At 68.3% G+C, this 18,667-nt stretch carries 19 protein-coding genes; 7 read left to right on the top strand and 12 right to left on the bottom strand.

The window, feature by feature from the left end; translation table 11 throughout:
- Positions 1 to 16: 16 nt before the first annotated feature.
- Both G6N34_RS18735 and G6N34_RS18730 read left to right on the top strand, forming a co-directional pair.
- A complete protein-coding gene (locus G6N34_RS18735; RefSeq protein WP_068246448.1) occupies positions 17 to 520 on the top strand; it encodes a MarR family winged helix-turn-helix transcriptional regulator in 504 nt (167 codons plus the stop codon).
- Between the two features lie 231 nt (positions 521 to 751).
- Positions 752 to 1,153 carry a hypothetical protein gene (locus G6N34_RS18730; protein WP_085149554.1) on the top strand — a complete coding sequence of 134 codons (402 nt, stop codon included), beginning with the start codon at positions 752 to 754 and terminating at the stop codon, positions 1,151 to 1,153.
- On the opposite strand, the gene mmsB is transcribed toward G6N34_RS18730, so the two are convergent.
- From mmsB to G6N34_RS18715, 3 genes are read right to left on the bottom strand one after another with little or no spacing between them, the layout of a single operon-like run.
- Positions 1,140 to 2,015 (bottom strand): 3-hydroxyisobutyrate dehydrogenase, encoded by an 876-nt coding sequence (gene mmsB, locus G6N34_RS18725; protein WP_085149552.1) that lies wholly within the window; start codon positions 2,013 to 2,015, stop codon positions 1,140 to 1,142. The two genes, G6N34_RS18730 and mmsB, sit on opposite strands and share 14 nt — an antisense overlap.
- A 12-nt stretch (positions 2,016 to 2,027) precedes the next feature.
- Positions 2,028 to 3,188: an acyl-CoA dehydrogenase family protein gene (locus G6N34_RS18720; protein WP_085149549.1), complete on the bottom strand. Its 1,161-nt coding sequence runs from the start codon at positions 3,186 to 3,188 to the stop codon at positions 2,028 to 2,030.
- Positions 3,189 to 3,198: 10 nt separating this feature from the next.
- Positions 3,199 to 4,719: a CoA-acylating methylmalonate-semialdehyde dehydrogenase gene (locus tag G6N34_RS18715; RefSeq protein WP_085149546.1), complete on the bottom strand. Its 1,521-nt coding sequence runs from the start codon at positions 4,717 to 4,719 to the stop codon at positions 3,199 to 3,201.
- A 130-nt stretch (positions 4,720 to 4,849) separates the two neighbouring features.
- On the opposite strand from G6N34_RS18715, the gene G6N34_RS18710 reads away from it, so the two are divergent.
- Complete coding sequence (locus G6N34_RS18710) at positions 4,850 to 6,877, top strand: serine/threonine-protein kinase (RefSeq protein ID WP_085149543.1); 2,028 nt, start codon at positions 4,850 to 4,852, stop codon at positions 6,875 to 6,877.
- Here the strand turns inward: G6N34_RS18710 and rfbC are convergent.
- The 9 genes from rfbC to G6N34_RS18665 all read right to left on the bottom strand — a co-directional run bounded on the left by rfbC (position 6,874) and on the right by G6N34_RS18665 (position 17,016).
- The gene (gene rfbC / locus G6N34_RS18705; protein ID WP_085149540.1) at positions 6,874 to 7,464 is read right to left on the bottom strand and encodes a dTDP-4-dehydrorhamnose 3,5-epimerase; all 591 of its coding nucleotides are present in this window, start codon (positions 7,462 to 7,464) and stop codon (positions 6,874 to 6,876) included. The two genes, G6N34_RS18710 and rfbC, sit on opposite strands and share 4 nt — an antisense overlap.
- Position 7,465: 1 nt before the next feature.
- Positions 7,466 to 8,461, bottom strand: coding sequence for a dTDP-glucose 4,6-dehydratase (gene rfbB, locus G6N34_RS18700; protein WP_085149537.1), 996 nt, complete (start codon positions 8,459 to 8,461; stop codon positions 7,466 to 7,468).
- Positions 8,462 to 8,471: 10 nt separating this feature from the next.
- Positions 8,472 to 9,332: an LLM class F420-dependent oxidoreductase gene (locus G6N34_RS18695; RefSeq protein WP_085149534.1), complete on the bottom strand. Its 861-nt coding sequence runs from the start codon at positions 9,330 to 9,332 to the stop codon at positions 8,472 to 8,474.
- A 19-nt stretch (positions 9,333 to 9,351) separates the two neighbouring features.
- Positions 9,352 to 10,203 carry an LLM class F420-dependent oxidoreductase gene (locus G6N34_RS18690; protein WP_085149531.1) on the bottom strand — a complete coding sequence of 284 codons (852 nt, stop codon included), beginning with the start codon at positions 10,201 to 10,203 and terminating at the stop codon, positions 9,352 to 9,354.
- Positions 10,200 to 11,708: an ATP-binding protein gene (locus G6N34_RS18685; RefSeq protein WP_085149528.1), complete on the bottom strand. Its 1,509-nt coding sequence runs from the start codon at positions 11,706 to 11,708 to the stop codon at positions 10,200 to 10,202. The genes G6N34_RS18690 and G6N34_RS18685 overlap by 4 nt, the downstream gene beginning before the upstream one ends.
- 13 nt (positions 11,709 to 11,721) lie before the next feature.
- Positions 11,722 to 13,170 (bottom strand): sensor histidine kinase, encoded by a 1,449-nt coding sequence (locus G6N34_RS18680; protein ID WP_085149525.1) that lies wholly within the window; start codon positions 13,168 to 13,170, stop codon positions 11,722 to 11,724.
- A gap of 4 nt (positions 13,171 to 13,174) precedes the next feature.
- On the bottom strand, positions 13,175 to 14,863 hold the full coding sequence (locus G6N34_RS18675) for an NAD(P)/FAD-dependent oxidoreductase (protein WP_085149522.1): 1,689 nt from the start codon (positions 14,861 to 14,863) through the stop codon (positions 13,175 to 13,177).
- A gap of 50 nt (positions 14,864 to 14,913) precedes the next feature.
- A complete protein-coding gene (locus G6N34_RS18670; protein WP_085149519.1) occupies positions 14,914 to 16,428 on the bottom strand; it encodes a flotillin family protein in 1,515 nt (504 codons plus the stop codon).
- Positions 16,429 to 16,509: 81 nt separating this feature from the next.
- Positions 16,510 to 17,016 (bottom strand): NfeD family protein, encoded by a 507-nt coding sequence (locus G6N34_RS18665; RefSeq protein WP_085149516.1) that lies wholly within the window; start codon positions 17,014 to 17,016, stop codon positions 16,510 to 16,512.
- Positions 17,017 to 17,305: 289 nt separating this feature from the next.
- Here G6N34_RS18665 and infA point away from each other — a divergent pair, with 289 nt between their 5' ends.
- From infA to rpsK, 4 genes are all read left to right on the top strand, one after another.
- A complete protein-coding gene (gene infA / locus G6N34_RS18660; protein ID WP_003418601.1) occupies positions 17,306 to 17,527 on the top strand; it encodes a translation initiation factor IF-1 in 222 nt (73 codons plus the stop codon).
- 48 nt (positions 17,528 to 17,575) lie between these two features.
- Complete coding sequence (gene rpmJ / locus G6N34_RS18655) at positions 17,576 to 17,689, top strand: 50S ribosomal protein L36 (RefSeq protein WP_003879483.1); 114 nt, start codon at positions 17,576 to 17,578, stop codon at positions 17,687 to 17,689.
- 169 nt (positions 17,690 to 17,858) lie between these two features.
- The gene (rpsM, locus tag G6N34_RS18650) at positions 17,859 to 18,233 is read left to right on the top strand and encodes a 30S ribosomal protein S13 (protein ID WP_068252661.1); all 375 of its coding nucleotides are present in this window, start codon (positions 17,859 to 17,861) and stop codon (positions 18,231 to 18,233) included.
- A gap of 4 nt (positions 18,234 to 18,237) precedes the next feature.
- A complete protein-coding gene (gene rpsK / locus G6N34_RS18645; RefSeq protein ID WP_085149513.1) occupies positions 18,238 to 18,651 on the top strand; it encodes a 30S ribosomal protein S11 in 414 nt (137 codons plus the stop codon).
- Positions 18,652 to 18,667: the final 16 nt, after the last annotated feature.

Raw genomic sequence — 18,667 nt, 5'->3', positions numbered from 1 at the left:
GGGTATGAATGTGCGGATGGCCGAGACCGCCGAGCCGCCCGATCCGATCGCCCAGGCCCGCTTCAATTGGGAGCGGGCTGGCTGGGGCGATGTCGCCGACGGCATGGTGGCGGTCACGTCGGTCATGCGGGCCCACCAGATTCTGCTGGCCCGGGTCGAGAATGCGCTGCGCCCATACGATCTGAGCTTCTCCCGGTTCGAGCTGCTGCGACTGCTGGCCTTCAGCCGCAACGGGGCCCTGCCGATCACCAAGGCCTCGGACCGGCTTCAGGTGCACGTCACGAGCGTCACGCATGCCATTCGGCGGTTGGAGGCCGGTGGGCTGGTGCGCCGGGTGCCGCACCCCACCGACGGTCGCACCACGCTGGTGGAGATCACCGATCTCGGTCGGTCGACGGTGGAAGACGCGACCGTGACGCTGAACGAGAAGGTTTTCGCGGACATCGGGATCTCACCCGAGGAGACCGCCGCGCTGTCGGGTTCGATCGAGACCCTGCGCAGGCACGCGGGCGACTTCTGACGCGTGCGGGTGAACTCCGGCGCAACGTTTCGCAAACACGTAGCTGAGCACATTCTGATGCCCGTGGACATCGCGGTGAGTGGCGGGTCACATTCTTCGCCATTCGCTGGTAAAACCGCGCTGGTTTGCATAAAGTCCTGACACGTCACGTTGCTGGCTCTGACCGCGAGTCTGCGGAGAGCTATGTAGAAAGGTTCGCTGGTGTCTGGGGCTATTGGGGTGGGTAGGCCGGTGTTCGCAGGATTGAGACTGCTCGGGGCGGCTGCGGTTCTTGGGGCGCTGCTGGCGCTGTTTCTCCCGTTGCAACTCGGCGCGGTGGACCGCGGCGGGTTCCGGATCGGCTGCGGTACCGGGTGGGGCGCGGATGCCTCCGTCGCGCAGCGGATGGACGCCCTCAACGCCCAGCAACGCGCGCTGGCCGGTCCGGCGTTCGTCGCGAGCGACTACGCGGGGGAGTGCGCCGCACTGGTGGCCGACCGCCGCGTCGCGGCCCTTGCCGTCGCGGCTGCCGGGCTCGTGGTGCTGCTGTCGACGGTGGTCGAACCGGTGGCCGCCGCGGCCAATCGGGTCGGCCGTCGCGAAGGCCGACCCGACTGGGTGAACGCCGGGGTGATCCGGTCTAGCCCTGCCTGAGCAGTTCGATGACGGCGCTGAAGTCCAAGTCCGAGTGGTCCTCGTTGAACTTGGCGTAGATCTCGGCGGCGTGGGTGCCCAGCGGCGCGGTCGATCCGCTCGACTTCACGGCATCCATCGCCAGGCCCAGGTCCTTGTTCATCAGGGCCGTGGCGAAGCCGGGCTTGAAGTCGTTGTTGGCCGGTGACGTCGGAACGGGGCCGGGGACGGGGCAGTTGGTGTGCACGGACCAGCAGTTGCCGGTGGCGCCGGTGATGACGTCGAACAGCGACTGCGCGGGCAGGCCCAGTTTCTCGGCGAGGACGAACGCCTCACCCACCGCGATCTGCTGCACCGCGAGCACCATGTTGTTGCACAGTTTCGCGGCCTGGCCGGCGCCCGAGGCGCCACAGTGGATGATCTTGCCCGCCATGGGATCCAGAATCGGCCGGGCCCGTTCGACGTCGGCGTCCTCGCCGCCGACCATGAACGCCAGCGTGCCCGCCGTCGCGCCCTTGATGCCACCCGAGACAGGCGCATCGATCTGCGCCATGCCCGCGTCGGTGGCCTGCCGATGGATCTCACGGGCGTCGTCCACCGAGATGGTCGACGTGTCGATGAGCAGCGTGCCGGGTTTGGCCGCGGGCAGGATCTCGGCGTAGACCGACTTGACCACCGCGCCATTGGGCAGTGACGTGATCACGACGTCGGCGTCGGCCACCGCCGCCGCACCGGTGTCGAAGACCGACGCACCGTTGGCGGCGGCCGCATCCTTGAGAGCGGCGACGGGGTCGAAGCCGTGCACGGCCAGGCCGGCGCCGGTCAGGTTGGCGGCCATCGGGCCGCCCATATGGCCGAGTCCCAGGAAAGCGACAGTGGTCACGATGGATCCCTTCTATGCACTGGCGCGGGCCCGGGCCGCGGCGGCCCGTCCGATGACCACACGCATGATTTCGTTGGTGCCCTCCAGGATTCGGTGCACCCGCAGATCCCGGACGATCTTCTCCAGCCCGTATTCCTTCAGATATCCGTAGCCGCCGTGCAACTGCAGTGCGGAGTCGGCGACGTCGTAGCAGGAGTCGGTGACGTAGCGCTTGGCCATGGCGCACAGTTCGACCTTGTCGGCCGCCCCGGCGTCGAGCGCGGACGCGGCGCGCCACAACATGATCCGGGACGTCTCCAGGGCCGTCGCCATATCGGCGAGGGTGAACCTGATGGTGGGCTCGTCGATGAGAGATCCGCCGAAGGCCTCCCGGTCCCGCACGTAGGCCGCGGCCTTCTCGTACGCCGTGCGGGCACCGCCGAGCGAGCAGGCCGCGATGTTGATGCGACCGCCGTTGAGCCCGTTCATCGCGATGCCGAAGCCCGCGCCCTCACCTTCGGCGCCGCCGAGCAGGGCGTCGGCCGGAACCCGCACCTTCTCGAAGATGACCTGGGCGGTGGGCTGCGCGTTCCAGCCCATCTTGGCCTCGTTGGGCCCGAAACTCAGTCCCGGGGTGTCCTTTTCGACGACGAAGGCCGAGATGCCGCGCGGGCCTTCGCCTCCGGTGCGGGCCATCACCACGTAGAGATCGGAGGTGCCTGCGCCGGAGATGAACTGCTTGACGCCGTCGAGCACGTATCCGTCACCGTCGCGGACGGCGCGGGTGCGCAGCGCCGAGGCGTCCGATCCGGCACCGGGTTCGGTCAGGCAGTAGCTGGCGATGCTCTCCATCGAGGCGAGCTTGGGCACCCACGTCTTGCGCTGTTCTCCGGTGCCGTACGTGTCCACCATCCATGCGCACATGTTGTGGATGGAGATGAAGGACGCGATGGCCGGATCGGCCGCCGCGAGTTCCTCGAAGATGCGGACCGCGTCAAGGCGACGCAGCCCGCTTCCTCCGACCTCTTCGGAACAGTAGATGGCACCCATACCCAGTTCCGCGGCCTCGCGCAGGGCGTCGACGGGGAAGTGCTTCTCGGCATCCCAGTCCAGGGCATGCGGCGCAAGGCGTTTGGCGGCGAACGCAGCAGCGGTTTCTGCGATGACGCGCTCGTCGTCGTCTGGTTCGAACACGATCTCCGACCTACTTCATTGTCGGGATGACGAATTCCGCGCCATCCTTGATGCCCGACGGCCACCGCTCGGTGACGGTCTTGACCTTGGTGTAGAACTGGATCGACGCCGGGCCGTGCTGGTTGAGATCGCCGAAGCCGGACCGCTTCCAGCCGCCGAAGGTGTGGTAGGCCACCGGAACCGGGATCGGCACGTTCACGCCGACCATGCCGACCTGCACGCGGGAGACGAAGTCGCGGGCGGCGTCACCGTCGCGGGTGAAGATCGCGACGCCGTTGCCGTACTCGTGCTTGGTGGGCAGGCTCAACGCCTCTTCGTAGTCCTCGGCGCGGACGATGCACAGCACCGGACCGAAGATCTCGTCGGTGTAGATCGACATGTCGGTGGTGACGTGGTCGAAGAGGGTGGGGCCGATGAAGTAGCCGCCCTCGAGGCTCTGGTCGTCGAAGGTGAGTTCGTCGGTGGCGCGCTCGCGTCCGTCGACCACGACCTCGGCGCCGGCCTCGACGCCCTGGTTGATGTAGTCGCGGACCCGCTCGAGTGCGGCGCCGGTGACCAGTGGGCCGTAGTCGGCCTTGGGGTCCAGGCTGTGGCCCACGCGCAGCTGCTTGACGCGCTCGACAAGCTTGTTTCGGAGGCGGTCCGCAGTTTCTTTGCCCACCGGGACGGCGACGCTGATGGCCATGCACCGCTCACCGGCGCTGCCGTAGCCGGCGCCGATCAACGCGTCGACGGCCTGGTCGAGGTCGGCGTCGGGCAGGATGATCATGTGGTTCTTGGCGCCACCGAAGCACTGCGAACGCTTCCCGTGCGCAGCCGCGGTGGAGTAGATGTACTGCGCGATGTCGGAGCTGCCGACGAAGCCGACGGCCTGGATGTCCGGGTGCGTCAGGATGGCGTCGACGGCCTCCTTGTCGCCCTGGACGACCTGGAACACGCCGGCGGGCAGGCCGGCCTCGAGGAACAGTTCGGCCAGGCGCAGCGGGACCGAGGGGTCGCGCTCGGACGGCTTGAGGATGAAGGCGTTTCCGCACGCCAGCGCGGGGCCGGCCTTCCACAGCGGGATCATCGCCGGGAAGTTGAACGGCGTGATGCCGGCGACGACGCCGAGCGGCTGGCGGATCGAGTAGACATCGATGCCGGTGCCCGCGCCCTCGGTGAACTCACCCTTGAGCAGGTGCGGGATGCCGATCGCGAACTCGATGACCTCGACGCCGCGCTGGATGTCGCCCTTGGAGTCCGCGACGGTCTTGCCGTGCTCGATCGAGAGCAGTTCGGCCAGCTCGTCGACGTTGGCGTTGACCAGTTCGACGAACTTCATCATCACGCGGGCGCGGCGCTGCGGGTTCCATGCGCCCCACTCCTTCTGCGCCTCGACGGCCGAGGCCACCGCGGTGTCGACGTCGGCGGCCGATGCCAGCAGCACCTGGGCCTGCACCTCACCGGTGCTGGGGTTGAACACGTCGGCGGTGCGCGTGGAGGCGAGCGTGCTGCGGCGACCGTCGATGAAATGCGGAATCTGTGTGGTCATGAGAAGTCCCAGGGAAGTCGGTGATGGGGGGAGATACTTGGATATCCTAGTAAATTGGCTCGCCCGGACGCAAGAGTCCGATTCCGGCAAGCCGGTGCAGTGGCGCGTCGGCCCCATAAGCTGAACGTCGATGGCATTCAGCGAAGGCACCCTGGTGTCGGGGTACCGCATCCTCAAGGTTCTCGGCGCCGGCGGAATGGGCACGGTCTACCTGGCCGCCAATCCGGTGCTGCCGCGTCAGGACGCGCTCAAGGTGCTCAGCGGCGAGCTGTCCAGCGACCCCGCGTTCCGCACGCGCTTCCAGCGCGAGGCCGATCTGGCCGCCACGCTCGACCACCCGAACATCGTCACGGTCTACACCCGCGGGGAGAGCGACGACGGCCACCTGTGGATCGCCATGCAGTACGTCGCGGGCAGCGACGCGCTCAAGGAACTGCAGGAGAACCGCATGACGGTGAACCGGGCCCTGCAGATCACCGGCGACGTGGCCAAGGCCCTGGACTACGCGCATCGGCGCAATCTGGTGCACCGCGACGTCAAACCCGCCAACTTCCTGCTCGACCCCGACGGTGAGCGCGCACTGCTGGCCGACTTCGGCATCGCGCGGGCACTCGACGACAGCGAGAATCTGACGATGACCGGGACGGTCATGGCGACCGTCGCCTACGCCGCGCCTGAATCACTCTCCGGTGGTCGCATCGACGGCCGCGCCGACATCTACGCCCTGGCGTGCTCGCTGTTCATGCTGCTGACGGGAAAGACGCCATACGCGTCGGCCGGGGGCATGCACGCGGTGATGGCCGCCCACCTCTACCAGCCCATCCCGAGGCTGACCGATCACGTGCCGCATCTGCCGCCCGCGATCGACGCGGTGTTCGCCCGCGGCATGGCGAAGAACCCGGACGAGCGCTGTCAGACCGCCCGCGAGTTCACCGATGCGGCAGCGGCCGTGCTGCAGGGCGGGTCTGCGCCGCTGCCGCCTTATGTGTCGGGGGCGGGCCCGGTGTCGGGGACCGTGCAACCCCCGGTCGCGCCCACCGCCCCGTGGAACACCCCGGCGCCCACATTCACGGACCGCGCGATCACCTATCCCACCGACGCGCGCCCGCAGTCGCACTCACAACCGCATCTTCAGCCGCACTTCGCGCCCCCGCCACCACACCAGTCGCCGCCACCGCAGCCGGCCCAATCTCCGCCGCCACAGTCGCCTCCCCGGCGGCGGCGCTGGCCGTGGGCGGCCGTGGCCGCCGCGCTCGTGGTGGCCGTGGTCGCGGGCACCGCCTTTCTCTGGCCGAACGGCCAGGAGGGCGGCTTCACGCCGCAGACCCTTCAACACCAACACGGCAGCACCGAGGTCGCCACCGAACCGCATGCGGTCGCCGCGCTCGGACCCGGTGACGGCGGCGCCGTGCTGGCGCTCGGGGTCCAGCCTGTCGCGATCGTCGCCCCCGGTGGTCGCCTGCCGAGCTGGGACGCCGGGCGGGTCACGGGAGATCCGGCGGTGCTGGCTTCGATCGACACCGCGACGGTCTCCGCGGCCAAACCCGACCTCATCATCGACACCGGCAGCATCGACGACGACACCTACGCCGAACTCGCCCGCATCGCCCCGACCGTGACGCGCCCCGTCAACGGTGAGACGTGGACGTGGCGTGATCAGCTCACGTGGATCGGCCGCATGCTGGGGCGCACGGGCGAGGCGGAGCGGTTGATCGCCGCCGCCGACGACCGGCAGGCCGAGATCCGGGCGGCCCACCCGGCCTTCGCGGGAAAGAACATCGAGGTGCTGCTCGTCGCGGATTCGGGGCTCTCGGTCGTGCTGGCGGATGCCCCGATCGCGGCCTACCTCGAGGGCCTGGGCTTCGTCTACTCCGCTGCGCTTAAGCCCACGGGCACCGACGTCGGGGACGTGCGTGTGCTGCCGGATGCCGCGTCGATCAACGACATCCGCACGGATGTGCGGGTCGTGGTGCGCACCGACTCGGCGGCGGCCGACGGCGGTTACAACGGTCTGCCCAGGCCGTTCGCGCTGTACTCCGGCGCCACCGTGATCGTCGACGCCCCCGACCTCGTCGCGGCGATCAACACCGTGGACTACGGCGCGGTCGAACACCTCGACGACGCCCTGGTGGCGGCCCTGGCGCGGCAGGTGCACTAGCCGCGCTGGGGCTCCTCCCAGGTGGGCAGCAGTCCCGCGGCGGCGGCCTCGGCCAGCGTCGGCGCGGCCCGGTCCCGCTCCGACAGCGTCGAGACCGACCCGAACACCGTGTCGGGCCAGTCGATGCCGATCGCCGGGTCGATGGGGGAGATGGTGTGCTCGCGCTGCGGGTCGTAGCCGGACGAGCACAGGTACATGACCGTCGAATCGTCCTGCAGGGCCAGAAAGCCATGCGCCAATCCCTCGGCCAGGTACACCGAGTTGCGCGCCCGCTCGTCCAAAGTCACTGCGTCCCAACGGCCGTAGGTGGGCGACCCGATGCGGATGTCCACCACGACGTCGAACACCGACCCACGCACGCACGTGACGTACTTGGCCTGTCCGGGCGGCAGTTGCGCAAAATGCAGGCCGCGCAGCACGCCGGCCGAGGACACCGAGCAGTTGGCCTGGCGCAGGTCGAACCGATGCCCGGCCAACTGCTGAAACTCGGGGTCGGTGAACCACTCGAAGAACACACCACGGGAATCGGTGTGCAGCCTCGGGGTGATCTCGAAGGCCCCGGGGATCGACAGTTCGCGATAACTCATGTCACTGACCGCGCTTGGAGTAGGAGGACTCGGTGGCGTCCTTCAGCGGTGCCCACCAGTCGGGATGGGTGCGGTACCACTCGACGGTCTCGCGCAGCGCCTCGGTGAAGTCGGTGCGCGCCGGCGTCCACCCCAGTTCGTCGCGCAGGGTCGACGGGTCGATCGCGTAGCGCAGGTCGTGCCCGCTGCGGTCGGTCACGTGGTCGAAGTCGTCGGGGTCGCGACCCATGATCGCCAGGAGTGACTGGAGCACAGCCAGGTTCGACTGTTCGTTGTCGGCGCCGATCAGGTAGGTGCGGCCCGCCTCGCCGCGCTCCAGAATGGCCCGCACCGCGCTGTTGTGGTCGTCGACATGGATCCAGTCGCGCACATTGGCGCCCGTGCCGTAGAGCTTGGGCCGCCGCCCGGTGAGGATGTTGGTGATCTGGCGCGGGATGAACTTCTCGATGTGCTGATAGGGGCCGAAGTTGTTGGAGCAGTTCGAGATCGTGGCGTGCACACAAAAGGACCGGACCCAGGCCCGGACCAGCATGTCGGCCGCGGCTTTGGTGGCCGAGTACGGGCTCGACGGGTTGTAGGGGGTGGCCTCGGTGAAGCGCGTCGGACCGTCGAGTTCGAGATCGCCGTACACCTCGTCGGTCGAGACGTGGTGCAGGCGGACGCCATGCCTGCGGACGGCCTCGAGCACCGCGAACGTGCCCGTGACGTTGGAGTGCAGGAACGGTCGCGGGTCGGCCAGCGCGTTGTCGACATGGGTCTCGGCCGCGAAGTGCACCACCGCGTCGGCGGCCGCGACCAGGGGGTCGATGACGTCGACGTCGGCGATGTCGCCCTCGACCAACTCGATGGAATCCTCGACGCCGCGCAGCGACTCCCGACTGCCCGCGTAGGTCAGGGCGTCGACGACCGTCACGACGTCCTCGGGATGGTCGCGCACAGTGCTGTGCACGAAGTTGGCGCCGATGAACCCGGCGCCGCCGGTCACCAGCAGACGCATGGCCGAAAGCCTATCCGGCGACTCGGGACAACCCCAGTGCCCCGGCCAGTTCGGCCAGAGTGGGCAGCAGGCGGTCACGATCACCGAGCACCTGGATCGCGACGTGGTCGGCCCCGGATTCCAGATGCTCGGTGAGCCGGGCCGCGATCGCATCGGTGGTGCCGTGCGCGACGACCGCGTCGATGAGCTTGTCGCTGCCGGGCCGTTCGACGTCAGCGTCGCTGAATCCCAGGCGCTTCCAGTTGTTCACGTAGTTGGACAGACCGAGGTAGAAGTCGACCGTCTGGCGGCCGAGTTCGCGCGCCGCGGCTGCGTCGGTGGTGAGCACCACCTTGTGCTCGGGTGCCAGGAAGACCGTGTTGCCCACAAGCTCGCGGGCCTGCACCGTGTGCTCGGGCGTCGTCAGATAGGGGTGCGCGCCCGCGCTGCGATCACGGGCCAGCTTGAGCACCTTCGGTCCGAGGGCGGCCAGGACCCGCCGACTGGTAGGCACGGTCTTGGCGTCCAGCGCGTCGAGGTAGGCCACCAGGGCGTCGTACGGTTTGGTGTACTCCTGCGTGTGCTCAGGGTGGCCCACCCCGACGCCCAGCAGAAACCTGCCCGGATAAGCCTTTTCGATGCGGTGGTAGGAGTCGGCGACCTCGTCGGCCGGCGCCGACCAGATGTTGACGATGCCCGTCGCGACCTGCAGGGCCTGTGTCTTCTCCAGGATCGGCTCGACGAACGACAGGTCGGCGGCCGGTGAGGCGCCGACCCACACCGCGCCGTAGCCCAACCGTTCGATCTCGACGGCCTCGTCGGGAGTCACCGGGCCCGCGGTCCACACGCCGAAGAAGCCGAGATCGGGTTTGAGTGCCACTGGGTCGGTCATGGGAGTCCTCTCGTCGGCGTCAGGCGCGAAGGCCCAGTGGGCCGGCCAGTTCGGTGAGCGCGGAGACCAGCGTGTCACGGCCGGTGAGCACCTGGACAGGTACGTGATCCGCGCCGGCGGCCAGATGCTGCTGCAGGCGCTGCGCGATCTGTTCGGCCGTCCCGTAAGCGACGACGGCGTCGACCAGCGCGTCCGAGCCCGGCTTGGCCACGTCTGCGTCGGTGAAGCCCAGTCGCTTCCAGTTGCTCACGTAGTTCTTCAGATTCAAGTAGATGTCCAGGGTCTTGCGGCCCGCGGTGCGGGCCACGTCGGCATCGGTGGTCAGCACGGCCTTGTGCTCGGGAGCCAGGAAGGCTGACGGACCCAGGATCTCGCGGGCCCATGCGGTGTGTTCGGGTGTGGTCAGGTACGGGTGTGCGCCGGCGCTGCGCTGCGCCGAAAGCTCTAGTACCCGCGGACCGAGCGCGGCAATCACGCGGCGATCCTTGGGCACGCCGTGGGTGTCGAGTTCGTCGAGATAGGCGCCCAGAGCGTCGAGGGGCTTGCGGTACTCCGCGAGTGCCTCGGGGTGTCCGACGCCGATGCCCAGCAGGAAGCGGCCGGGGTGGGCGGTGTCGATGCGGTGGAAGGATTCGGCGACCGGGCCTGCCGCCGCAGACCAGATGTTGACGATTCCGGTGGCGACCGTGAGGGTTTCGGTCGCGGCGAGCAGTGGTTCGACCCAGTCCAACTCGGCCGGCGGGGACCCACCGCCCCAGATCGCGCCGTAGCCGAGGGCCTCGATGCTCTTCAGCTCGTCGGGGGAGAGCTGCTGAAACTGCGTGAAGTGGCCGAAGACGCCGTAACGGCCGAGATCTGGTTTACCGGTCATGGCGCTTGCAACCCCACTGGACCGGACGGTTGTTCCGGAGTGATCTCGCTGGGTGGCGCGACTTCGGGCGCCGGGGCCTGCTGCGGCAGCAGGATGATGAACCGGGTGTCACCCGGGACGGACTCGACTCGGATGTTGCCGTGGTGCTTTTCGGCGACGACGCGCCAGGCCAGGTCCAGGCCCAGCCCGGTGCCCTCGCCGAACGGCTTGGTGGTGAAGAACGGCTCGAAGATCCGCTCGCGCACGTCCTCGGGGATGCCGGGACCGTCGTCGCAGATCTCGATCCGGACCATGTCCTCACTCTCGCGTGCGGTGCGCACCGTGAGCGTGCCGTGGCCGTCCATCGCCTGAATGGCGTTGTCGATGATGTTGGTCCACACCTGGTTGAGATCGCCGGGATAGCAGAGGAGCTGCGGCAGCGACTTGTCGTACTCCTTGACCAACTGCACCGGCTTGTCCTTGCCGATCTTGTCGCCGAACATCATCAGCGTGCTGTGCAGCAGTTCGTGCACATCGGTCGGCGCGTACGGCGCGCGGTCCATCTGGGAGTACTGCTTGGCGCCCGCGAGCAGTGCCGAGATGCGCTTGCTGGCCTCGGCGATCTGATTCATCAGCAGTTCGGCGTCGATCGTGTACTTCATCCAGCCGACGGCGCCGCGCAGCGTCGCGGAGTCGTCGGTACCGTCGACAGTGGCCGAGACCCGTTCCAGCCAGTCGGTGTCCAGGCCGGCCTCGACGAACGTCGGCGCGTAGTCCCAGGCCGCCTCGATCTCGTGGTCCTCGAGCCACTGACCCAGCTGGTCCTCGCGGTCGGCCGTCTCCAGCGCCGTCAGTTCCTGTCCCTTGGACTTGGCCACGTGCTCGGCCACCTCGTCCTGGATCTGCAGCAGCGCGCGCATCGCGTTCGGGGTGAACTTGCCGTCGGCCAGCATCGCGAGCTTGAACCGCATCTTGCCGACCCGGTCCCGCAGGTCGGCGACGGCGCGTCCGGTCGCCGCGGCGGGATTGTTCAGCTGATGGGTGAGGCCGGCCGAGAGCTGACCGAGGGCCAGCAGCTTCTCCCGCTGGCCGAGGATCTGGCGCTGACGCAGGCCGCCGACCTTGAGCCCCTCGAGCAGGTGCACGGCCATCGGGAACTCGGACTTGACGAACCGCGCGAACGCCGAGGCGTCGAGCACGAAGAACTTCGACGGCCGTGTCACCCGCACCGAGGACTCGTAGACGTGGGGGATGCCCTCGACGTAGGCGCCCCACGCGCCGCAGTACACGCCGCGCTGGGAGGTGCGCTGGGTTTCGATGTCGTCGCCGCCGGACCGCTTCGACATCACCAGTTCGCCGTCGAGCAGCACGTAGAAACACGTCGCCGGTTCACCCTCGACGCAGATCGGCCCGGGTTCGAAGAGCGCGATGTGGCCGTCCTTGCACAGCGTTTCCAGCTGTGTGTCCGACAGTGCCTCGAACAGGAACAGTGACCGCAGTTCCTCGGGAAGGCATTCATGGCCCATGAGGAGTCCTTCCTTAGATGGCGGTGTCGGTGTCGGAGAAGGGCAGGGTCAGCGGCAACACTGTGATGAAACGCGTATCGCCTGGTGCGGATTCCACCCAGAGGCTGCCGCCGTGCTTGTCCACGACCCGGGCCGCGAGGTCCAGCCCCAGGCCGACGCCCTCTCCGATCGGCTTGGTGGTGAAGAACGGGTCGAAGATGCGCTCCCGCAGGTCGTCGGGGACGCCGGGACCGTCGTCGCACACCTCGACGCGGGCCATGTCCCCCTGGTGCAGGGTGCGCAGCGTCAGCGTGCCCCCGCCGCGCATGGCGGTGGCGGCATTGTCGATCAGATTGGTCCAGACCTGGTTGAGTTCGGCCGGCCAGCACGGCAGGGGCGGCAGGGTGGCGTCGAAATCCGTCACCACCGCGATATCGGTGCCGAGGCGGTGCGCGAGCATGCCGACCGTGGTCGACAACAGGCCATGGACGTCGGCGTAGTCGAACGGCGCGCGGTCCAGCTGCGTGTACTGCTTGGTCTGCTCGACCAGATCCGACACCCGCGTGGTGGCGTCGGTGATCTCGGCCATCAGCAGTTCGGCTTCGATGGTGCAGGTCAACCACTCGACAGCGCCGCGCAGCACGGCCGAGGCGTCGGCACCCGGATGGTGGGCCAGGGTGGCCACGATCTGCTCGAGGTGATCGGTGTCCAGGCCGGCTTCGGCGTAGGTCGGGGCCAACTGCCAGGCCCGGTCGATGCCGCGCTGCTGGAGCCAGGCGCCGATCTCATCCTCGCGATCGGACTTCTGCAGCGGCGTCAGATCGTGCGATTTGGTGATCAGTTCGGCCACTTCGTCGGAGATCTGCACCAGATCGGACATCGCCTCGCGATCGATCGAACCGTCGGCGAGCAGACTGAGTTTGTGGCGCAGGCTCGCGATGCGTGAGCGCAGTTCTGCGGTGGCGCGCACGGCGGCCGCCGCGGGGTTGTTGAGTTCGTGGGTGAGCCCGGCGGTCAGCTGTCCCAACTGGATCAGCCGGTCATGTGGTCCGAGGATGCGGCTCTGGCGGAATCTGCCGACGGACTGGCCCACCAGGAAGTGGCAGGCCATCGGGAATTCGGTGCGCATGAACTCGCCGAGGCAGGTGGCGTCCAGGACGAACATCCGGCACGGGCGGATCGCGCGCGCCGAGACCTCGTAGGTCTGCGCGTCCTCCAGGAACGCCGACCATGCGCCCAGGTAGGCGCCGCGCTGCGAGGACCGCAGGGTCTCGATGTCTGCGCCGCCGGACCGCTTCGACAACGCGATCTCACCCTCGAGCAGCACGTACAGGCATGTCGCCGGCTCGCCCTCGGCGAAGATCGGGCCGGGCTCGATTGTCGCCATGGCGCCGTCGCGGCACAGCCTGTCGAGCTGGTCGTCGCTCAGCGATTCGAACAGGAACAGCGTGCGCAGTTCGTCGCGCTGGCATGAGGCGGACATCGGCTCAGGTCTCGGCCAGGTAGCGGTGTACGAACATCACGGCCATCGACCCTTCGCCGACCGCCGCGGCCACCCGCTTCGCGGATTCGGCACGCACGTCGCCCGCGACGAAAACCCCCGGCACGCTGGTCTCCAGGTGATGCGGGGGACGATCCAGCGGCCACCCGGAGTCCGGTTTCAGATCGGGGCCCGACAGCACGAAACCGCGGTCGTCGCGGGCGATGGCGTCGGGCAGCCAGTCGGTGCGCGGTTGCGCGCCGATGAAGATGAACAGTTGGGTGCAGCCGACGTCGGTGGTCTGGTTGGTCGTGCCGTCGATCAGGGTGAGGTTCTCCAGCCCCTCGCCGCCGAAGGCCCGGCACACCCGGGTGTTGGTGTGCACCTCGATGTTGGGCGTCGCCTCGATCTGCTGGATCAGGTAGTACGACATCGAGGCCTCCAGCGACGGGCCGCGGACCACGAGGTGCACGCGGGCGGCCTTGCGCGCCAGGTTCATTGCGGCCTGCCCGGCCGAGTTGGCCCCGCCGACGACGTAGACCTCCTGGTCCTCGCATTCGGCGGCGACGTAGGTGGCGGCCCCGTAGTAGACACCCCGGCCGATCAGGCTGGAGTCGTCGCCGTCACGGCTGTGGCAGCCGTCGGCGTCGAGTTCGCGGTAGGACACACCCGTGGCCAGTACGACCGAGCGGCAGTCCAGCGACCCGCCGTCGGCGAACCGGATGGTGCGGGTGTTGCCGTGCAGTTCCAGCGCGACGGCCTCCCGCGTGGTGATGAGGTCCGCCGAGAACTTCTCGGCCTGCCTGCGCGCGCGGTCGGCGAGTTGATCACCGCGCACGCCGTCGGGGAAGCCGAGGTAGTTCTCGATCCGCGAACTCTGCCCGGCCTGTCCGCCGGTGGCGACGGCCTCGATCAGCACGGTCCGCAGGCCCTCGGAGGCGCCGTAGACCGCGGCGGCCAGACCACCTGGGCCACCGCCGATCACTGCGAGGTCGTAGAAGTCGGCTCGCGGTTCGGTGGACAGTCCCAGTCGGCCCGCCAACTCGGTGTTGGACGGGTCGACCAGTGGCTCACCGGTCTCGGTGATCACGACGGGCAGGGCGCGGTCGTCGAGACCCGCGGCCTCCAGCAGGCGGTGTCCCTCGTCGTCGTCGGCGAAGATCCAGTGGTACGGCAGCCGATTGCTGGCCAGGAACTCCCTGACCTCCGAGGACCGCCGCGAGTAGCGGTGGCCGATGATCTTGGTGTTCGGCATCGGGTGCCCGCCGTCGGCGTTCCACGCCTCGAGCAGCGCGTCGATGACGGGGTAGAGCTTCTCCTCGGGCGGATCCCACGGCTTGAGCAGGTAGTGGTCGAGGTCGACGACGTTGATCGCGTCGATCGCGGCGTGTGTGTCGGCGTACGCGGTCAGCAGCACGCGCCGGGCCATCGGGTACAGGTCCATGGCCGCCTCGAGGAACTCGATGCCGCTCATGGCCGGCATCCGGTAGTCGGCGACGAACACCGCGACGGTGTCGCCGCGCAGCTTCAGTTCGCGCAGCGTGTCCAGCGCGTCCGGGCCGTTCTCGGCGCGCACGATCCGATAGGTCTCGGCATATTTGCGACGCAGATCTCGGGCCACCGCCCGAGACACAGCGGGATCGTCGTCGACCGTGAGGATGATGGGTTTGCGAGGCGCGGCGGCGGGTGCGGTCATCGCAGTCAAGTATGCGCGGTCCTGCGAGTTCTTGGCAGGGCCCGACCAATTCACTGCGCCGAAGAGTGCGAGTTCGGTGTGAGCATCTCGGCCAGGTCGATCCCCGAGGCCCGCAGGCTCTCGACGATCTTGGCGACCGCGATCGGGCTGACGCCCAACAGGGCGCCGACCGCGTCCTGGGCGTCGGAGGCGCCGCCGATGATCGAGAGCCTGTCCACCGACGCCAGCGGGGCGGCGGCGGCTTCGGTGGCCTTGACCACCGAGGCCAGCACGTCGGGCAGCATCAGCAGTCGGGCCGCGTCGGCGTTGTAGCTGTTGAGCGCCGCGGCGATCTCCTTCTTGCCGACGGCCTCGGCCGTCAGCTTGGCCTCGATGCCCGCGGCTTCGGCCTGCTGCTCGGCGCGCAGTGCGTCGGCGAGCTCCTTCTTGCCTGCGGCCTCGGCGACCAGCTTGGCCGCAAGGCTGTCGGCCTCGGCCTGCTGCTCGACGCGCAGTGCGTCGGCCGCGGCCTTGCGGGCGTCGGCGTCGGCCTGACCGGCGCGCCGCTTGGCCTCGGCGTTGGCTTCGGCGGCCAGGATCGCGGCCTGCCGCTGGCCCTCGGCGATCGCGACGTTGGCTTGTCGCTGCGCCTCCGCGGGCGCGATGACGTCGGCCTGCAGCGCGGCCTGAGCCTGTTCGGCGCGGCGCTGCTCGACCTCGATACGGGCCTGCACCCGGGCCGCCTCGGCCTGCTCGGTGGCGATGCCGACGTCCTTCTGCGCGCGGGCGTTGGCCAGCGGGCCGGCCTGGTCGGCCTGGGCGTTCTCGGCCTCGGTCTGGGCGCGCAACCGGGCCAGTTCGACGTCGCGGCGCTGGTTGGCGGTCGCGATCGCCGTGTCGGCCTCGGCCTGGGCGATCGAGCCCTCCTGGCGGGCCTTGGCCGACTGGATCTGCGCGTCGCGTTCGGCCTCGGCGGTGCCGACGGTGGCGTCGCGCTTGACCTCGGCGATGCGCCGCTGGCCCAGCGACTTCAGGTAGTCGTTGGCGTCGGAGATGCCTGCGATCTTGAGGACGTCGACCTCCATGCCGATCCGGGCCAGGTCGCCGCCGGCCTCCTCGACCACGCTGCGTGCCAGGCTGTCTCGGTTGGAGTTGAGGTCCTCGACGGTCATGGTCGCGGTGATGCCGCGCAGGCTGCCGGCCAGGATCTCGTTGATCTGGCGCTGCAGTTCGTTCAAGTCGGAGGTCAGGAAGCGCTGCACCGCGGTCTGCACGGCCTCGTCGGCCGACCCGATTCGGACCAGGCCGACGGCCTCGACGTTGACCGGAACGCCGTTGTTGGACAACGCGTTCTGCAGATTGATGCTGACGTTGAAGGGTTCCAGACTCATGATGTCGACGCGCTCGATGCCGGGCATCCGGAACCTCGCTCCGCCGCGCACCACCTTGGGCGTGCCGCGTCCGGTGAACACCGCGACCTCATTCGGCGGCACCTTGATGTAGTTCTTGACGTAGATCAGCGGCAGCGCCACGAACAGCAGCAGGGCAGCGACGGCGACGACGATGATGATCAGCAGACTGGACATGAGGAGCCTTTCTGGCTTGTCAGTACTCGGGAACTGCTCGTGCTCTGGACGGCTGGTGCTGCGGCGGCTGGAGCTCTGGAACTAGTGCTCCGGGACAACGACAACATGGACGAAGTCGGCGTCGACGTCGCTGATGTAGACGGGCGTGGATTTGGGCAGTGCGGACGGTTCGGCGCTGACGGCGCGGGCCCGGACCCGGTTGCCGTCGGCGTCGACGAACGCGATCTCACCCCAGCCGTCCTGCGGCACCTCGAGCGTCACGGTGCCCAACCGCCCGATGTAGGAGGACCGGCCCTGCGCGGAATTGGACTCCTGATGGCGGAGGTAGGGCAGCAGCACACCCTGCAGTGCGGCGATCAGGGCCACCGCACTGATCGCGGCGATCACCCCGGCGCCGACCCGTCCCGCCCCGGCCCAGCCGGCCACCAGGCCGCCGGTGCCCGCCCCGAGCAGACCGGCCGAGAGGCTCGTCAGGCTCAGGAAGGGCAGTCCGTCATGGGTGGCGCCGAAGTCCAGATCGGTCAGCAGCAGCGTGACCAGAACCGCGATTCCACCCACCGCGAACGCCGCCAAGTAGACCGCTGTCACCGGTGATTCCCCTCCCCGTAGAACTCCGTGAGACGATTCAAGCACCTCGGGGGCCTGCTCGGTGGCGGGAATTTTGGAGCCTGGCGTGTGAGCGAGTATCGTTGGTCGGCGGTGCGGCTTCACGTGCCGACTTCTTGCGTGCTTTCTGGAAAGTCTCGGAATTCCCGGACGAGATTCACGTTTGTTTCAGTCGGGACGCAGGCTGCTCCGAGCACGGGCGCTAGCGAAGCACGAAGACACGTAACCAACAGAAGATACGAAACACCAGACGACAGGATCGCCGAAGAGTATGGCCAAGAAAGACGGTGCCATCGAGGTCGAGGGCCGCGTGGTCGAGCCTCTGCCCAATGCGATGTTCCGCATTGAGCTTGAGAACGGACACAAGGTGCTCGCGCACATCAGCGGCAAGATGCGGCAGCACTACATCCGCATCCTGCCCGAGGACCGCGTCGTAGTGGAGCTTTCTCCCTATGACCTGTCCCGCGGCCGCATTGTGTATCGCTACAAGTAACCCCGCGCACCACGCCAAGAACAACCGAGCAAAAGGATCGAAACTGCCGTGAAGGTCAACCCGAGCGTCAAGCCGATCTGCGACAAGTGCAGGGTGATCCGCCGGCACGGGCGGGTCATGGTGATCTGCTCCGATCCGCGCCACAAGCAGCGGCAGGGCTGACACCTTTCGGCTGTCGCGGACGCACGCAACACCCCATAACTGAATGCAGACCTCCCAGCACCACTGAGCGGATACGCCGCTCAGCCACGTCCGGTTCGGAGGCCGGACCCCGCCAGCGGCGGGAACGGACTGGGAACGAAACCTCCGCAGAGAAAAGGAACACACCACTGTGGCACGTCTAGTGGGCGTCGATCTTCCGCGCGACAAGCGCATGGAGATCGCGCTGACCTACATCTACGGCATTGGCCGTACCCGCTCCCAGGAGATCTTGGCTGCGACCGGTATCGACCGGGATCTGCGCACCAAGGACCTGACCGATGATCAGCTGACTCAGCTGCGCGACTACATCGAGGGCAACCTCAAGGTGGAGGGCGATCTGCGCCGCGAGGTGCAGGCCGATATCCGCCGCAAGATCGAGATCGGCTGCTACCAGGGCCTGCGGCACCGCCGTGGCCTGCCGGTGCGCGGCCAGCGGACCAAGACCAACGCGCGCACCCGCAAGGGACCCAAGCGCACCATCGCCGGCAAGAAGAAGGCTAGGTAACCCGATGGCACCACCGAAGAAGGCCGCGGGCGCCAAGCGCGGCAAGACCGCCCGTCGCAAGGAAAAGAAGAACGTCCCGCACGGCGCTGCTCACATCAAGAGCACGTTCAACAACACCATCGTGTCGATCACCGATCCGCAGGGCAACGTCATCGCGTGGGCGTCCTCGGGCCATGTCGGCTTCAAGGGGTCGCGTAAGTCCACCCCGTTCGCCGCCCAGCTGGCCGCCGAGAACGCTGCCCGCAAGGCGCAGGAGCACGGCGTGAAGAAGGTCGACGTGTTCGTCAAGGGTCCCGGCTCCGGCCGTGAGACCGCCATCCGCTCGCTGCAGGCCGCCGGCCTCGAAGTGGGCGCCATTGCCGATGTCACCCCGCAGCCGCACAACGGCTGCCGTCCGCCCAAGCGGCGCCGGGTCTAGCGGGAAAGAGGAAGTA

This window comes from Mycolicibacterium confluentis, assembly GCF_010729895.1.
Taxonomy (GTDB): Bacteria; Actinomycetota; Actinomycetes; order Mycobacteriales; family Mycobacteriaceae; genus Mycobacterium; species Mycobacterium confluentis.
Note: the sequence above shows the minus strand (reverse complement) of the source record. Positions and strands in the feature narration are given on the sequence as shown.

What these genes read in the sequence shown, in the direction of transcription:
- G6N34_RS18735 (WP_068246448.1), top strand. Translation starts at nt 17, where the DNA reads ATGGCCGAGACCGCCGAGCCGCCCGATCCGATCGCCCAGGCCCGCTTC.
- G6N34_RS18715 (WP_085149546.1), bottom strand. Translation starts at nt 4,719, where the DNA reads ATGACCACACAGATTCCGCATTTCATCGACGGTCGCCGCAGCACGCTC.
- G6N34_RS18710 (WP_085149543.1), top strand. Translation starts at nt 4,850, where the DNA reads ATGGCATTCAGCGAAGGCACCCTGGTGTCGGGGTACCGCATCCTCAAG.
- rfbC (WP_085149540.1), bottom strand. Translation starts at nt 7,464, where the DNA reads ATGAGTTATCGCGAACTGTCGATCCCCGGGGCCTTCGAGATCACCCCG.
- rfbB (WP_085149537.1), bottom strand. Translation starts at nt 8,461, where the DNA reads ATGCGTCTGCTGGTGACCGGCGGCGCCGGGTTCATCGGCGCCAACTTC.
- G6N34_RS18695 (WP_085149534.1), bottom strand. Translation starts at nt 9,332, where the DNA reads ATGACCGACCCAGTGGCACTCAAACCCGATCTCGGCTTCTTCGGCGTG.
- G6N34_RS18690 (WP_085149531.1), bottom strand. Translation starts at nt 10,203, where the DNA reads ATGACCGGTAAACCAGATCTCGGCCGTTACGGCGTCTTCGGCCACTTC.
- G6N34_RS18685 (WP_085149528.1), bottom strand. Translation starts at nt 11,708, where the DNA reads ATGGGCCATGAATGCCTTCCCGAGGAACTGCGGTCACTGTTCCTGTTC.
- G6N34_RS18680 (WP_085149525.1), bottom strand. Translation starts at nt 13,170, where the DNA reads ATGTCCGCCTCATGCCAGCGCGACGAACTGCGCACGCTGTTCCTGTTC.
- G6N34_RS18675 (WP_085149522.1), bottom strand. Translation starts at nt 14,863, where the DNA reads ATGACCGCACCCGCCGCCGCGCCTCGCAAACCCATCATCCTCACGGTC.
- G6N34_RS18670 (WP_085149519.1), bottom strand. Translation starts at nt 16,428, where the DNA reads ATGTCCAGTCTGCTGATCATCATCGTCGTCGCCGTCGCTGCCCTGCTG.
- infA (WP_003418601.1), top strand. Translation starts at nt 17,306, where the DNA reads ATGGCCAAGAAAGACGGTGCCATCGAGGTCGAGGGCCGCGTGGTCGAG.
- rpsK (WP_085149513.1), top strand. Translation starts at nt 18,238, where the DNA reads ATGGCACCACCGAAGAAGGCCGCGGGCGCCAAGCGCGGCAAGACCGCC.